This is a genomic window from Vibrio sp. B1REV9 (assembly GCF_905175395.2).
In the GTDB taxonomy this organism is placed as follows: domain Bacteria; phylum Pseudomonadota; class Gammaproteobacteria; order Enterobacterales; family Vibrionaceae; genus Vibrio; species Vibrio alfacsensis.
Map to the genome: position 1 here is coordinate 1 of NZ_CAJIMW020000221.1, position 14,856 is coordinate 14,856.

General features: G+C 42.1%; 15 protein-coding genes and 1 pseudogene. 11 read left to right on the forward strand and 5 right to left on the reverse strand.

The window, feature by feature from the left end; genetic code table 11:
- From KHN78_RS00085 to uspE, 5 genes are all read left to right on the forward strand, one after another.
- The coding region (locus KHN78_RS00085; RefSeq protein ID WP_211918983.1) for a heavy metal translocating P-type ATPase at positions 1-1,564 on the forward strand (1,564 nt) is incomplete at its 5' end.
- A gap of 14 nt (positions 1,565-1,578) precedes the next feature.
- Complete coding sequence (ccoS, locus tag KHN78_RS00090; protein ID WP_128810875.1) at positions 1,579-1,764, forward strand: cbb3-type cytochrome oxidase assembly protein CcoS; 186 nt, start codon at positions 1,579-1,581, stop codon at positions 1,762-1,764.
- 9 nt (positions 1,765-1,773) lie between these two features.
- Positions 1,774-2,451 carry a sulfite exporter TauE/SafE family protein gene (locus tag KHN78_RS00095; RefSeq protein WP_211918985.1) on the forward strand — a complete coding sequence of 226 codons (678 nt, stop codon included), beginning with the start codon at positions 1,774-1,776 and terminating at the stop codon, positions 2,449-2,451.
- Between the two features lie 90 nt (positions 2,452-2,541).
- Entirely contained in the window at positions 2,542-3,288 is a 747-nt protein-coding gene (locus KHN78_RS00100) for an FNR family transcription factor (RefSeq protein ID WP_128810876.1), read from the forward strand.
- A 181-nt stretch (positions 3,289-3,469) separates the two neighbouring features.
- Positions 3,470-4,417 carry a universal stress protein UspE gene (gene uspE, locus KHN78_RS00105; RefSeq protein WP_128810877.1) on the forward strand — a complete coding sequence of 316 codons (948 nt, stop codon included), beginning with the start codon at positions 3,470-3,472 and terminating at the stop codon, positions 4,415-4,417.
- A gap of 190 nt (positions 4,418-4,607) precedes the next feature.
- On the opposite strand, the gene ttcA is transcribed toward uspE, so the two are convergent.
- From ttcA to KHN78_RS00125, 4 genes are all read right to left on the reverse strand, one after another.
- Positions 4,608-5,501: a tRNA 2-thiocytidine(32) synthetase TtcA gene (gene ttcA / locus KHN78_RS00110; protein WP_128810878.1), complete on the reverse strand. Its 894-nt coding sequence runs from the start codon at positions 5,499-5,501 to the stop codon at positions 4,608-4,610.
- A gap of 198 nt (positions 5,502-5,699) precedes the next feature.
- A complete protein-coding gene (locus KHN78_RS00115; RefSeq protein WP_211918987.1) occupies positions 5,700-6,362 on the reverse strand; it encodes a DUF2987 domain-containing protein in 663 nt (220 codons plus the stop codon).
- An 18-nt stretch (positions 6,363-6,380) separates the two neighbouring features.
- Positions 6,381-7,217: a glucosaminidase domain-containing protein gene (locus KHN78_RS00120; protein ID WP_211918990.1), complete on the reverse strand. Its 837-nt coding sequence runs from the start codon at positions 7,215-7,217 to the stop codon at positions 6,381-6,383.
- A complete protein-coding gene (locus KHN78_RS00125; protein ID WP_211918992.1) occupies positions 7,210-8,007 on the reverse strand; it encodes a hypothetical protein in 798 nt (265 codons plus the stop codon). Before KHN78_RS00125 ends, KHN78_RS00120 begins: the two co-directional genes overlap by 8 nt.
- A 400-nt stretch (positions 8,008-8,407) precedes the next feature.
- On the opposite strand from KHN78_RS00125, the gene potA reads away from it, so the two are divergent.
- From potA to KHN78_RS00150, 5 genes and pseudogenes are all read left to right on the forward strand, one after another.
- Positions 8,408-9,523, forward strand: a complete 1,116-nt coding sequence (potA, locus tag KHN78_RS00130; RefSeq protein WP_223917742.1) for a spermidine/putrescine ABC transporter ATP-binding protein PotA — start codon at positions 8,408-8,410, stop codon at positions 9,521-9,523.
- Positions 9,504-10,364, forward strand: coding sequence for a spermidine/putrescine ABC transporter permease PotB (potB, locus tag KHN78_RS00135; protein ID WP_211919001.1), 861 nt, complete (start codon positions 9,504-9,506; stop codon positions 10,362-10,364). Before potA ends, potB begins: the two co-directional genes overlap by 20 nt.
- Positions 10,364-11,133, forward strand: a pseudogene (potC, locus tag KHN78_RS00140) (spermidine/putrescine ABC transporter permease PotC). Before potB ends, potC begins: the two are co-directional and overlap by 1 nt.
- A gap of 105 nt (positions 11,134-11,238) precedes the next feature.
- Complete coding sequence (locus tag KHN78_RS00145; RefSeq protein WP_211919003.1) at positions 11,239-12,270, forward strand: extracellular solute-binding protein; 1,032 nt, start codon at positions 11,239-11,241, stop codon at positions 12,268-12,270.
- Between the two features lie 296 nt (positions 12,271-12,566).
- Positions 12,567-13,604 (forward strand): extracellular solute-binding protein, encoded by a 1,038-nt coding sequence (locus KHN78_RS00150; protein WP_128810884.1) that lies wholly within the window; start codon positions 12,567-12,569, stop codon positions 13,602-13,604.
- A gap of 173 nt (positions 13,605-13,777) precedes the next feature.
- Here KHN78_RS00150 and cobB read toward each other — a convergent pair whose 3' ends face one another.
- On the reverse strand, positions 13,778-14,509 hold the full coding sequence (cobB, locus tag KHN78_RS00155) for a Sir2 family NAD+-dependent deacetylase (protein ID WP_128810885.1): 732 nt from the start codon (positions 14,507-14,509) through the stop codon (positions 13,778-13,780).
- A gap of 120 nt (positions 14,510-14,629) precedes the next feature.
- Between cobB and KHN78_RS00160 the strand changes: the two genes are divergently transcribed.
- A complete protein-coding gene (locus KHN78_RS00160) occupies positions 14,630-14,803 on the forward strand; it encodes a hypothetical protein (RefSeq protein ID WP_211919006.1) in 174 nt (57 codons plus the stop codon).
- The last annotated feature ends 53 nt before the right edge of the window (positions 14,804-14,856 follow it).

Below are 14,856 nucleotides of genomic sequence, written 5' to 3' on the forward strand. Positions count from 1 at the left end.
CCAAGGTGAAGTGTTCTTCGAGTCTATTTCGATGTTTACGTTTTTCCTGTTAGTCGGCCGGTTTTTGGAGATGCGTGCTCGCCGTAAAGCTGCAGCGGCAAGTGGGAACCTGTTAAAATTGATTCCAGCCATCGCCACAACATTAGATGGCGATCAAATCCCTGTAAAAACACTCAACATTGGCGATCGAATTCGTGTCCTTCCTGGGGAGCACATCCCTGCCGATGGCAAAGTCATTTCTGGTCGTATTCATATCGATGAATCGATGCTTACAGGGGAATCCGTTCACGTCGTTAAGAAAATTGGTGACGCTGTTTATGCCGGCACATTAAACGGAGATGAGTCCTTTGAATTGGAAGTGACGAATTCGAAAGCAGATTCAATGATCTCGAATATTGTCCGCTTGCAAGATGAAGCTCAACACTCAAAGCCTAAAATCGCTGAAATCGCAGATGTAGTCGCGCGTTACTTTGTTGGCGTTATTCTCATCATTTCTGCGGGTACTTGGTTTTACTGGCATCAAACCAAACCTGATGATGCGTTTTGGATTATGTTATCTGTTCTTGTCGCGACTTGTCCATGTGCCCTTTCCTTGGCGACACCAACAGCACTAACATGTGCAACTTCGCGTATGGGCAATTTTGGTATTTTGCTGCGTAAAGGGCATGTGTTTGAGACCTTATGCAAGATAAATCATCTTGTCGTTGATAAGACAGGCACATTGACAAAAGGTGACATTGAAATCAGTGAAACTAAAACCTTTGCCAATTTAAATGAGTCTGAAGTACTTTCCATTGCAGCTGCGCTTGAGGTTCACGCGAACCACCCAATTGCTCGAGCGTTTTCAGGGTTTAGTCGAGAAGAAGTCACAGTCAGTGATGTTCAAAACGTCATTGGTTCTGGCATTCAAGGTAATTGGAATAGTAAGACAGTAAAAATTGGTAGCGCCATTTTTGTTGTTGGTGAAAGTCGAGCCGAGAGCAACGCTGTATATCTTTCTGTAGATGCACTGCATGTAGCCACTTTCTACTATCGCGATCCCATTCGCAAAGAGAGTAAAGCATTCATACAACGTTTTGCAGATGCTGGAATCAAAACAACACTTCTAACGGGTGATTCATTACAAAACGCACAGTCCGTAGCAAATGAAATCGGCATTGACAATGTGATTGCATCAGCGAAGCCTGAAGACAAACTTGCATATCTTAAAGGATTGGATAAAAACGACATTACGATGATGGTTGGTGATGGTATTAACGATGCGCCAACACTTGCAGGATCTCATCTCTCCGTTGCTATGGGGGGAGGTACTGATGTTGCAAAAGCTTCAGCGGATATGACGTTATTAGGCGATAATTTAGAGAAGTTGTTAGAAGCCCGCACACTTGCCATCCGAACACGAAAAATCATTCGAGAAAACTTGGCTTGGTCTTTAGGGTACAACCTGTTAATTTTGCCATTGGCCGTGGCGGGGTTAGTTGCCCCCTATGTCGCAGTAGTTGGCATGTCGGCGAGCTCTATCATTGTTGTATCCAACTCTTTACGGTTACTTAAAGAGAAGTAAGTGAGAGATCAAACATGGAAAGTCTGTATATATTAATCCCTATTGCCATCGTATTGGTCTGTGTCGCGGTGGCTATTTTCCTTTGGGCGGTCCGTAGTGACCAATTTGAAGATCTTGAACGTCAAGGCCACAACATTCTTCTCGATGAAGATGAAACACCAAACACTAATAAAAAAACAAACATTAATAAAAATCGATAATCCTATACTATGAATCCTGATTTTATTGGTGCCTTTATGATTGGCCTCGTAGGGGCTGGTCATTGCATGGGCATGTGTGGTGGCATTGCTTCGCTTCTTTCTATTGGTTCGAAAAACAACAAACCGTCTCGCTCAATACCCATTTTTTATAATTTTGGTAGGCTCGTTAGCTATGGTGTCATTGGTGCACTTGTAGGCGGTGCAATATCCGGCTTGTCGGAGTTAAGTGGGCTCACTCAGTCACTGGCATGGTTACGCCTTGTTGCCGCATTTTTCATGATTCTTGTCGCGCTATACATTGCAAAATGGTGGCATGGTTTATTGTTCTTAGAAAAAGTAGGTCAGCATTTATGGAAATACATATCTCCTGCCGGTAAGCGTTTATTGCCATTAAAACACCCTACTCATGCCTTGCCATTTGGATTTATCTGGGGCTGGCTACCCTGCGGTTTGGTTTATTCCGCGCTCACTTGGTCTGCCGTTTCTGGTAGTGCGATAGACGGAGGATTCATTATGCTTGCGTTTGGTATTGGAACCCTACCATCAATGCTCCTTGTCGGTTATGGCGCGAATTACTTTCAGAAATTGCAAAAATCGTTAATATTTAGAAATATATCAGCATTAATACTCATCATTTATGGCCTGTATACCGCGAGTGGAGCGATCAAAATGCTTGGTTTCATATGAAATGAAAGTCGTTTCGAGCAATATTTTTGCTACCCTTTAAGATCAAGCAGTGATAAAATATTGATGTATATCAAATAGTGAAAGGTTGTTATGATTTCTGAAAAGCCTGCAACAAAGCGTATCCAATCAGGTGGTTGCGCGATTCATTGCCAAGATTGTAGCATTAGCCAACTGTGTATTCCGTTCACTCTGAACGAATCCGAATTGGATCAGTTGGATCAAATTATCGAGCGAAAAAAGCCGATCCAAAAGGGTCAAGAGCTTTTTAAAGCCGGTGATGAGCTAAAATCTTTATATGCTATCCGCTCTGGTACAATCAAAAGTTATACCATCACTGAGCAAGGCGATGAGCAAATTACAGCGTTTCACTTAGCTGGCGATCTTGTTGGTTTCGATGCGATTACTGGTGACTGCCACCCGAGTTTTGCACAAGCACTAGAAACATCTATGGTGTGTGAAATTCCATACGAAATCTTAGACGACCTGTCAGGTAAAATGCCTAAACTGCGTCAGCAAATCATGCGTTTGATGAGTAACGAGATCAAAGGTGACCAAGAGATGATTCTTTTGCTTTCTAAAAAGAATGCTGAAGAACGTTTAGCGGCTTTCCTATACAACCTATCAACTCGTTTTTCACAACGTGGTTTTAGCCCTCGAGAGTTCCGTTTAACCATGACTCGTGGTGATATTGGTAACTACCTAGGTCTAACGGTAGAGACAATAAGCCGTCTACTTGGTCGTTTCCAAAAATCGGAAATTTTAAGCGTTAAAGGTAAGTACATAACTATCCTCGATCATGATGCATTGATGGAACTTGCTGGCGTAAGCAAAGAATAATTTGCCCCATCTATTGATGTAGCTCGAAAATGAGCTACATCATATTTCTTCCAAAATCCTGTCAAAAACCCTCAAATATTCTGCCAAACTGAGCTACAGTAAAAATGTACCTTGTGTACTCCAATATACTGATTTACCTTATATTCAGTATTTGGTTTTACGATAATAAGTGGGCTTAGTTATGAGTATATACAGTAAGATCCTTGTTGTTGCTGACATCAATAATGATGAACAGCCTGCACTCGCCAGAGCCGTTCAGCTCGCACGAAAAAGTGTCTCTAGAAGCCGAATCACTTTTTTCCTATCTATCTACGATTTCTCGTACGATATGACTTCGATGCTGTCGGTTGATGAGAGAGACGCAATGCGTCGTGGGGTAATACATCAACGTGAGCAATGGATGCGTAAAATTGCTCAACCTTATTTAGAAGATGGTTTCGATTTTGATGTTTGTGTCGTTTGGCACAACCGCCCTTATGAAGCAATTATCGCCGAAGTGTTTGCCGGTGACCACGATATCCTAATTAAAGGGACTCGAAAGCACGATGTTCTTGAGTCGGTTATCTTCACACCAACTGATTGGCATTTGTTACGCAAGTGTCCTATTCCTGTACTTCTTATCAAAAATTCAGATTGGCCAGAGCACGCTAATATTCTTGCTTCCGTGCACGTTGGTTCTGAGAACCCTACGCATATCGACTTAAATGATTCAATGGTAGAGCGACTTAAAGAAATCACTAATCGGCTGGACGCTGAACCGTACTTGGTTAACGCCTACCCTGTTACGCCTGCAAACATTACGATTGAATTACCTGAGTTCGACCCAACCACATATACAGATGCGGTTCGTGGACATCATCTAACAGCAATGAAAGCACTTCGTCAAAAGCACGGCTTAGATGAAGAGCAAACCATCGTAGAGCAAGGTTTACCAGAGGACATTATTCCCGCAACAGCAGCAAAACTTAATGCAGCAATGGTGATTCTTGGGACGACGGGCCGTACAGGTCTATCAGCAGTCTTTATTGGTAATACGGCTGAACATGTGATTGATAAGATCAATTGCGACGTACTTGCATTAAAACCAAATGGGTATATCAGCCCACTTGATCCAAATACCGCGACATAATCTAACGCAACAAATCATCAGATGTAAAAATCCCCCAAATTTGGGGGATTTTTTTAAGCTTGATACATTTTTTAAGCTGGAAGCAGTTGCGATGCTTAGTATCCTGGGGGCGTAAGTTATCTAACTAACAGCATGTTCATCAAACTATCGCTATTGCTAGCCTCTTCCTTTAACAGATGCTTGTTATCTGTTAGATGTTAGTCACATCAATAAACATAGACTCGTCGATGTTTGTTGAAGAGACCACAGCTTCACTGAATTCATATTCCTCACGGTTACCTTCACGATCAAGTGGCAGGTTTACGAAATCAAATAACTCACGGTCAGCTAATTGGCTTGGACTTACATTTTGAATGGATTTAAAGATCGCTTCTACTCGACCAGGCGTTTTCTTATCCCATTCAATCAACATCGCTTTAATTGATTGACGCTGAAGATTTTCTTGTGAGCCACAAAGATTACACGGAATAATTGGGAACTCTTTATGTTCAGCGTACTTGATCAGGTCTTTTTCGCGGCAGTATGTCAGTGGACGAATGACTACGTTACGACCATCATCTGAACGAAGTTTAGGTGGCATTGCTTTCAAACGTGAGCCGTGGAACATGTTTAAAAACATTGTTTCGACGATGTCATCCATATGGTGGCCAAGCGCTAGTTTTGTCGCACCAATTTTTTCTGCAAACGAGTAAAGTGTGCCACGACGCAAACGTGAACATAAACCACAGGTTGTCTTACCTTCTGGCACTTTCTCTTTCACTACTGAGTAAGTATCTTTATCTACGATGTAGTAAGGAATGTTCAGCGTTTCAAAATAGTCAGGTAGGATATGTTCAGGGAAGCCTGGTTGTTTTTGGTCAAGGTTAACCGCAACCACGTCAAACTTGATTGGCGCTGCCTTTTGTAGATTCAGCAGGATATCAAGCATCGCAAATGAATCTTTACCACCACTAATACATGCCATTACAACGTCACCTTCTTCGATCATGTTGTAATCAGAAATGGCATTACCAACATGTCTTCTTAGACGTTTCTGAAGCTTGTTGAATTCAAGGGTTTCTTTTCTTGTATCTATTTGGTTCATTGCGGGCTCTCACATCGCCGAAAAATCGACTGTAGGACTTCCTAACATGGATTTATTTGGGGCGTGGATTATACGAGCTTTTTGCGTAGGATTAAATGTTTGTCTGTATCGAGAGGTAAAGAAAAGCACACTAAATGAGGTTCAGCGGGGTGATAACTGAAAAGGAGCGTTAAAATTTCGCTCCTTTTACCAAAAAAACTATTCAGTGGCGCTCGGGAGGTATGGCAAAACTCGCGTCGTTGGTTCGGGTAATGTCATATAACCACCCTCACCGATCTCATTTAGAGCGACCTGCACTTTGCCATCTACAATATTTTTTTCGAGTCCGTTGGATAACACAATCTTACCATTAAGGTCATTGGCAAATTCCATTGTTACCCCCTGCACTTGCGGAGTAAACCAACCAGCAAACATTCCACCTAAGTCCTCAAGCATTGCCTGCATTTGTGGCATTAATGGGGCAAGTTGCTCATAAGAAACTTGCCCAGCTAGTGGGCTTTTAGTCATCACGACCAAAGAATAATCACAACGCGTACCTTGTTGCGTCTGAACAAACACCAAAGGGTTTGCAGATTTAAGGTTTTTATCGACGGGAAGTGGCAACTCCTTTGTAACTGGTATCACAAACTCTTCGTAATGCTCTTCCTTTTCCATCCATGCTTTTTCAATATCACACAACTTTTTGGTATTCGCATCTACAAAAAACACGCCAACCTTCACGTCATCGTGTCCGTCTTTTGTATTGTTTTTCAATTGTGTATAGAGCTTAGAATACGTAAACATGTATTCTTGAGCGTGAGTTGCAGGCGTTGCTAACATTAGCATTGCGCTGCCCAATAGGCTTAGGCTTAACTTCTTCATCCGTTTCGTCGTTTCTTTTTATTGTGTCCAATAGGCATTATTGTGACGAATCATGGCTCTCAAATCATTAACGTAGGCAATCCCTCGTTCTGAATATGCGAGTAAACCGTGAGTCAATTCAGTCGCCGTCGAGACTGACAATAAGTCCTTGTTATTTTTTGCCAAATTTGCGCGAATATCTCTCAAATCTGCGTAAGCTCTGTTACGGTTAACATTCATAAAATAGCCGTGAACGGACTCTTGTACAGATTTGAATTTTTTAACTTCGTGCTTTTGTCCTGCTCCACGTTTGGCAGGAATAATCCCGCAACCAGTCTTATAACACCATTGACCAAATAAGTTATTTGCTTGAGTTGCAAAACGAGAGGTGCCCCACGCAGATTCATTGGCTGCTTGTGTTAAAACCAACGCCTCTGGGAGGACATTGACTCGCTTTAACATTTCATCAAGCCATTGTTGGTTGATGACACCATCTGTTAAAGGGTAAGAATATAAGGCCGCCAATCTCTCTGCATATGAAATTTGCTCTTTGGTGACATTCCCAATGCGTAACGACTCCAAAAATGCTCTTTCTTTTTGGATGCGGTGGTTTTCTAACGCAATTTTAGGGCGAAGAAAATCAAAGAATGCGGTTTTCTTTGCTTTGATATCCTGAATAGAAGCGAAATCGGGAATGTCCCCAATATATGGGAGATGAGACAAATCCGGATGCGTTATTGGGCCATGAATAACACTAGGATCAATTGCGCTTCTGTACTCGCGGTCATAATGCAAATAAGGACCAATTGAAACAAAAGTGGCGGCTATAGAGATAGCCGCCACACGTAAACTCATTGATTTTAGAGATTTAGGCATCAAACACCTGTGAATTACCGTCGTGATCGTTATCTTTCTTTTGCGTTGCAACGATCTTCAGCTTGATACCAAACATTTCGCGGTACAGGATCCCTTTCATATGAAAAAAGAAAGGTAGCACAAAGATCAAGCCTATTCCGTAGAACATCGCAGCGACAATAAACATCAACATCACGCTTAAGTAAAGCCCTGCAACAACAAATAACTTTCTGTTTACCGCTCGAAATGATAACCAAAGCGATTGCATTGGTGAAACTTTCTTCTCGCAAATCAACAAGATAGACTGGCTAAATGCTAACGCAAAATAGAGCGATACTAATGGTAGATAAATGGCAATAGCACCTTGAAGCATCAAGCTAAACAGGGTTGCCAAAATAACAGGTACCGTGAATTGAAGGCCTTTACCCACATGGCGAATTTTTGTTTTCAACCCAGCAATGTGGCTCATAGCCATAAGACTTACGCCTGCAAAAATTGGGGCGCTGATCACTTCATAACTGAAGTTCGCAACGTAAATAGCGCCTGCGATATCTGCAGTAAATGCTTCTGGATTTTCTAATGCACTTAAAATAACACTCGGATCCCCCAACTGAAGCTGCAGGGCAATGTAAAAAATACCAAGTTGAACGAGAAGTAGCAAAATGATCGCTGGAGAGAACGATAAAAATTGTTGAATGGTTGTGCGCCAAGCTTCACTAAAAACTGCTCCGGCTTTCAGCTCGTACTGACCAGAAAGAGCACGTTCTACATTCCCGCCAAGATTGAAATCTTTCTCAAAATCACTGTTCATATTTTATCCAAGGTTACCTTGTAATATTTGTCTGGAAAACCAGTTAATTAATGTGGGCGTTAGTATAAAGAAATCTTTCCCTGTCTAAAACGATAATCGGCTCCTTTCACTTGCAATATCTACGAATTGGTCGATAATTACACACTTTCAAACCCATGAAATTGAAAACAATTGCATAATGAAAAACAACTTTAACAGATTGTATTCTCGCACTTTCTAAAGCGATAAACACAGTATGGTAAGGATTGTTTACTTTTGCCTGCAAAATTTTTTCCGTTTCATCTTAAGAAAATGCTTTGATTTCACAATTTTGGTGATTATGATGCGCGCCTCAAAAGTGAATGACTAATGTCACATCAATTGGTCCAACCCCAATTTGAACGTGGGAGAAATACAGACGTTGAACGCTAAACAGCAAGCAGGAAAGCCAGTAGTTCGTCTATCTGGTATTAGCAAAAGTTTCGATGGCAAGGAGATCATCGGTAATTTAAATCTGGATGTTAATCATGGTGAGTTTCTAACGATTCTTGGCCCGTCTGGTTGTGGTAAGACTACGGTTTTACGCATGATCGCAGGTTTTGAAACGGCAGATAACGGTCAAATCGTATTAGATGACCAAGATGTAACACAGGTTCCTGCTGAGCAAAGGCACGTCAACACGGTATTTCAGAGTTATGCACTCTTCCCTCACATGACCGTATTCGAAAACGTTGCCTTTGGTCTTCGTATGCAGAAAACACCTGCAGCTGAGATTGAGCCGCGTGTTATGGAAGCGCTACGCATGGTTCGCCTAGAAAAAATGGCACAGCGTAAGCCACATCAACTTTCTGGTGGTCAACAACAACGTATTGCTATCGCACGTGCAGTTGTGAACAAACCAAAAGTACTACTCCTTGATGAGTCGCTATCTGCACTTGATTACAAACTTCGTAAGCAAATGCAAATCGAGCTTAAACAGTTGCAGCGTCAACTTGGTATTACTTTCATTTTCGTAACACACGATCAAGAAGAAGCCCTATCGATGTCTGACCGCATTATCGTTATGCGTGATGGCGTAATTGAACAAGATGGCTCTCCACGTGAAATATACGAAGAACCTAAAAACCTATTTGTTGCTCGCTTTATCGGTGAGATCAACGTATTCGACACCACAATGCTTGAGCGCATCGATGAGAAGCGTATTCGTGCAGAAATCGAAGGTGTTGAGTCGGTTGTTTACTACGATCAAGAAGCACAGCCTGGTGACAAACTACAAGTACTACTTCGCCCTGAAGACTTGCGTATCGAAGAGATCAAAGAGTCTGAAGAGAGAGGCATCGTAGGTCACGTTACTGAGCGTACTTATAAAGGTATGACTCTAGATTCTGTAATCCAATTGGATTCAGGCATGCGCGTGATGGTAAGCGAGTTCTTTAACGAGGATGATCCAGATGTGGACCACTCTCTCGGCCAGAAAGTCGCTATTACTTGGGTTGAGAGCTGGGAGGTAGTACTAAATGATAAGCAAGAAGCTTAGTCTTCAGAACGCGATCATTACCTTAATCGTAGGTTGGTTAACACTGTTTGTGTTGATTCCGAATCTAATGATTATCGGTACAAGTTTTTTGACGCGTGATGAAGCGAACCTAATTGAATTAACGTTTACTTTTGACAACTATCTACGATTGTTAGATCCGCTATATGCAAAAGTGCTAATGCACTCTTTCTATATGGCAATCGTTGCAACGTTATTGTGTTTGGTAATTGGTTACCCATTTGCCTATATTGTCGCAAAAATGCCACCAAAATGGCGACCATTTATGTTGTTTTTGGTGATTGTTCCATTTTGGACCAACTCTTTGATCCGAACTTACGGTCTAAAGATTGTTTTAGGTACTCAAGGTATTTTGAACAAATCGTTGATGGCTATGGAAATCATCGATAAACCGCTTCGCCTGATGTACACAGAAACTGCAGTAATGATTGGTCTTGTGTACATCTTGCTTCCATTTATGATTTTGCCGCTTTACTCGGCAATTGAGAAGCTTGATAACACGTACATTGAAGCGGCGAAAGATCTTGGTGCGAACAAGATCCAGACGATTACTAAAGTCATTCTACCGCTGACCATGCCAGGCATTATTGGCGGCTGTTTATTGGTACTACTTCCTGCTCTAGGTATGTTCTACATTTCAGATCTACTTGGTGGCGCGAAGAACCTACTGATTGGTAACGTGATCAAGAGCCAAGTGCTCAACGCTCGTGACTGGCCATTTGGTGCGGCAACAAGTATTGCCCTCACCTTTGCAATGGCTGTGATGCTTTATGCTTACTACAGAGCTGGCAAACTATTGAATAAGAAAGTGGAGCTAGACTAATGGGACGCACAATTAGATTTAGCTTTATGACGCTGGTATACGCATTCCTATATTTGCCTATCATCGTCTTGATTGTTAACTCGTTTAATGCCAACAAATTCGGCATGAAATGGGGCGGATTTACCACCAAATGGTATGAAACTTTAGTCAACAACGACAGCTTGGTCCAAGCGGCTTGGCACTCGTTAAATGTTGCGGTGTTTTCTGCGACAGCTGCTACAATTATTGGTAGCTTGACGGCCGTTGCTCTATTCCGCTACTCCTTTAAGGAAAAGGCGCAGTTAACGGCATGCTGTTTGTGGTAATGATGTCACCGGATATCGTGATGGCGATTTCATTGTTGGCACTGTTCCTTGTATTAGGGGCGCAGCTTGGCTTCTTTACGCTTTTGATTGCTCACATCACATTCTGTCTTCCGTTTGTCGTGGTAACGGTTTACAGTCGCCTTAACGGGTTTGATGTGAAAATGTTAGAAGCCGCAAAAGACTTAGGTGCAAGTGAATGGGTTATCTTAAAGCAGATTATCCTCCCTCTTGCTAAGCCAGCGGTTGCTGCAGGTTGGTTATTGAGTTTTACCCTGTCTCTAGACGACGTAATTATCAGTTCGTTTGTAACGGGTCCAACATATGAAATTTTACCATTGAAGATTTACTCAATGGTGAAAGTAGGCATTTCTCCTGAAGTAAATGCCCTCGCAACGGTAATGTTGATTGTTTCTTTAACTCTGGTAGTAATTTCACAGTTGCTAGCAAGAGAAAAAGTAAAGTAGAATCCGCTTCCGGAAATTTCACGAAACAGAATGGTCATCGCCATTCTGTTTTTCTATCTAACGTCCAAAATGGTTTGGACAACGTTTGGTTTGGAGCTAACGTCAATGAAAAAATGGGCTACTCTATTAGCTGGTAGTGCATGTGCGCTTTCTCTGTTCTCTGGTTCAGCGGCAGCGGACGACAAAGAATTGGTATTTATGAACTGGGGGCCTTACATTAACAGTAATATCCTAGAGCAATTTACCAAAGAAACAGGCATTAAGGTTATCTACTCGACTTACGAGTCGAATGAAACTTTGTATGCAAAGCTAAAAACTCATAACCAAGGTTATGACCTAGTTGTACCTTCAACCTACTTCGTAGCGAAGATGCGTGACGAAGGTATGCTACAAAAGATCGATAAGACTAAGCTGAAAAACTTCGGCAACCTAGATACAAACTACCTAGACAAGCCTTACGATCCAAAGAACGACTACTCTATCCCACACGTTGTTGCAATTACTGGTCTAGCAGTAAACGCTGACATGTACGATCCAAACGATTTCCAAAGCTGGGCTGATCTATGGAATCCAGAACTTGAAGGTCAAGTAATGCTGATGGACGATACTCGTGAAGTGTTCCATATTGCACTACGTAAACTGGGTTACTCAGGTAACTCTACGGATCCAAAACAAATTGATGAAGCGTACGCTGAGCTACAAAAGCTAATGCCTAACGTTCTCGTATTTAACTCTGACAACCCAGGCGCTCCTTACATGTCTGGCGAAGTTGGTGTTGGTATGCTTTGGAACGGCAGTGCCGCTGCGGCTCAAAACGAAGGCATGAACCTTAAGCTAGTATTCCCTAAAGAAGGCGGTATCGGCTGGGTTGATAACTTTGCAATCTCTTCTGGTGCGAAGAACGTAGAAGCGGCTCATAAGATGATCGACTTCCTACTACGTCCAGAAATCGCAGAGCAAATCTCTCGTGACACTGGCTACCTAACAGCGGTAAAAGAATCGAACGCTAAGTTCAAAGACGTTGCCCCACTGTTCCCATCGCAAGAAGACCTTGACCGCGTCGAATGGCAAGACTCTGTAGGCGATCTGACAGTGAAGTACGAAGATTACTTCCTAAAGCTTAAAGCAGGTCAATAATCTGTTTAATAAGCCATCTACTAAATGAAAATAGGCAGCAATACGCTGCCTATTTTTGTAATTGACTGATATAATTTTATACCCAAGTAACTTTAGGTCTTATAAACGCCGACAAAAGGTTATTTGGTTATACGTAGCTAGGTTTATTTGACACGGCTTCAAACATTGTCACCTATTTATCCAATAATGATTGAGGTTGGTGATCCGAATAAACAGGATTGTGCTTATCGCAACATAACATCTATCAATACCTATCGGTGTTGGTGTTGCCTGTTGCTGAACAAAACGGAAAACAAATGAAAAGTAAAATCTACGCAAGCGCACTGTGTGCAGCGACGTTGTTCGCTACCCCGGCAATGGCGGCTGATCAAGAACTGTATTTCTACAACTGGTCGGAATACATTCCAAATGAAGTTCTTGAAGACTTTACAAAAGAAACTGGTATCAAAGTTATCTACTCAACGTACGAATCTAATGAGAGTATGTACGCGAAGTTGAAAACTCAGGGTTCTGGTTACGACTTGGTAGTACCGTCTACCTATTTCGTATCTAAAATGCGTAAAGAAGGCATGCTGCAAAAGCTCGACAAAGCGAAACTGTCTCACTTTGACGACCTTGATGCTAATTTCTTGAACAAACCGTTCGACCCAAACAACAACTACTCTATTCCTTATATTTGGGGTGCAACGGGCATTGGTATCAATGCGGACATGCTAAGCAAGTCATCAGTTTCAAAATGGGATGATTTCTGGGATAGCAAGTGGGAAGGTCAACTAATGCTGATGGATGATTCTCGTGAAGTATTCCATATTGCATTAACTAAGCTAGGTTACTCGCCAAACACGACTAACCCAGATGAAATCAAAGCCGCTTACGAAGAACTGAAAAAGCTAATGCCAAACGTATTAGTATTTAACTCAGACTTCCCAGCGAACCCATACCTAGCAGGTGAAGTATCACTTGGTATGCTTTGGAACGGCTCTGCGTACATGGCTCGCCAAGAAGGTGCGAACATCGACATCATCTGGCCAGAAAAAGGCGCTATCTTCTGGATGGACAGCCTTGCGATTCCAGCTGGTGCGAAGAACGTTGATGCTGCGCATAAGATGATTGACTTCCTACTACGTCCAGAGAACGCAGCTAAGATTGCACTAGAGATTGGTTACCCTACTCCAGTGAAAACTGCGCACGACCTACTACCGAAAGAATTTGCAAATGATCCAAGCATTTTCCCTCCACAAGAAGTGATGGATAGCGGTACATGGCAAGATGAAGTTGGTGAAGCAAGCGTGCTTTATGATGAGTACTTCCAAAAGCTAAAAGTAGACAACTAATCAGTTCGTCAATTTAGTCTAGAAAAGCGGCCTCGGTCGCTTTTCTTGTATCTAGCCTGCCTCTTTTGTCTGAAGCACAATTAGATACGCAGCTTGAAACACAAACACCCTGAATGCAAAAAGGCATCGAATTGATTCGATGCCTTTGTCATATCTAGGATCTATCTATTTGTTTAAGCGCTGGTTTCATTTTCAAGCGCCAAAATTTCCTCAACGAGCCGTGGCACTTCAATGCTTGCTTTTCCATAGCGCTTCTCTTCAAATTCACTTTCAACTGCACTTGGTTCTAGATTGATTTCTATAGTATGTGCCCCATGCATCTTCGCATCGTGAACAAAACCAGCAGCGGGATACACCACGCCAGATGTGCCAATAGATATGAACAAATCTGCCTCTTCGAGTGCCGCGTATATTTCGCCCATTCGGAGAGGCATTTCACCAAACCAGACGATGTGTGGTCGCATTTGCGCTGGAATTTGGCAACAATGACACAATTCACCAGTTTCAATATCGTCTGAGTGTTCGATAACTTGATTTGATTCACTGCAACGCGCTTTGAGGAGTTCACCATGCATATGAATGATATTGCTGCTACCGCCTCTCTCATGCAAATTATCGATGTTTTGAGTAATAACGGTAACTTTTCCATCGAGTTCAGCCTCTAGACGTCCTAATGCAATATGTGCAGCATTCGGTTTAATTTCTTCGGCTTGAAGCTTTTTACGACGTTGGTTATAAAAGTTCTGAACGAGGTCTGGATCGCGGTCAAAACCTTCAGGGGTTGCCACGTCTTCTATTCGGTGATTTTCCCAAAGACCATCTTGAGCTCGAAATGTTTGAATACCAGACTCTGCAGAGATGCCTGCGCCGGTAAGTACTACAATATTTCTATAAGGGAACTTCATAACCTGTCCTTGTCGTTCTTTTTCACTAGCTTAACACTGAACGAATAACAACAGTAGTAATATGGATTAGACCATGGTCGTAATGACGCTGATTTATGTTTCGTTTTGAGAGGAAAAACAATGATGCGCGCCGTATTCACACTTTTTTTATTTACTATCCTTACCGGCTGCCAACTCACACATGTTGAGGGAGAAATTGACGACGTAAAAGTCAAAGTCAGTACCAATGATAACAAGCATTCAGGTAATGGTAACTTTTGCCCTCCAGGTCAAGCAAAAAAAGGAAATTGCTAATATTTCGGTAGCTTAACAGCAGACGGAGACTTAAAAAAAGCCCTCGATATTTC

Bases quoted from the DNA above. Each gene is read 5' to 3' on its own strand.
- ccoS (WP_128810875.1), top strand. From the start codon at position 1,579: ATGGAAAGTCTGTATATATTAATCCCTATTGCCATCGTATTGGTCTGT.
- KHN78_RS00095 (WP_211918985.1), top strand. From the start codon at position 1,774: ATGAATCCTGATTTTATTGGTGCCTTTATGATTGGCCTCGTAGGGGCT.
- KHN78_RS00100 (WP_128810876.1), top strand. From the start codon at position 2,542: ATGATTTCTGAAAAGCCTGCAACAAAGCGTATCCAATCAGGTGGTTGC.
- uspE (WP_128810877.1), top strand. From the start codon at position 3,470: ATGAGTATATACAGTAAGATCCTTGTTGTTGCTGACATCAATAATGAT.
- ttcA (WP_128810878.1), bottom strand. From the start codon at position 5,501: ATGAACCAAATAGATACAAGAAAAGAAACCCTTGAATTCAACAAGCTT.
- KHN78_RS00115 (WP_211918987.1), bottom strand. From the start codon at position 6,362: ATGAAGAAGTTAAGCCTAAGCCTATTGGGCAGCGCAATGCTAATGTTA.
- KHN78_RS00120 (WP_211918990.1), bottom strand. From the start codon at position 7,217: ATGCCTAAATCTCTAAAATCAATGAGTTTACGTGTGGCGGCTATCTCT.
- KHN78_RS00125 (WP_211918992.1), bottom strand. From the start codon at position 8,007: ATGAACAGTGATTTTGAGAAAGATTTCAATCTTGGCGGGAATGTAGAA.
- potB (WP_211919001.1), top strand. From the start codon at position 9,504: ATGATAAGCAAGAAGCTTAGTCTTCAGAACGCGATCATTACCTTAATC.
- KHN78_RS00145 (WP_211919003.1), top strand. From the start codon at position 11,239: ATGAAAAAATGGGCTACTCTATTAGCTGGTAGTGCATGTGCGCTTTCT.
- KHN78_RS00150 (WP_128810884.1), top strand. From the start codon at position 12,567: ATGAAAAGTAAAATCTACGCAAGCGCACTGTGTGCAGCGACGTTGTTC.
- cobB (WP_128810885.1), bottom strand. From the start codon at position 14,509: ATGAAGTTCCCTTATAGAAATATTGTAGTACTTACCGGCGCAGGCATC.
- KHN78_RS00160 (WP_211919006.1), top strand. From the start codon at position 14,630: ATGATGCGCGCCGTATTCACACTTTTTTTATTTACTATCCTTACCGGC.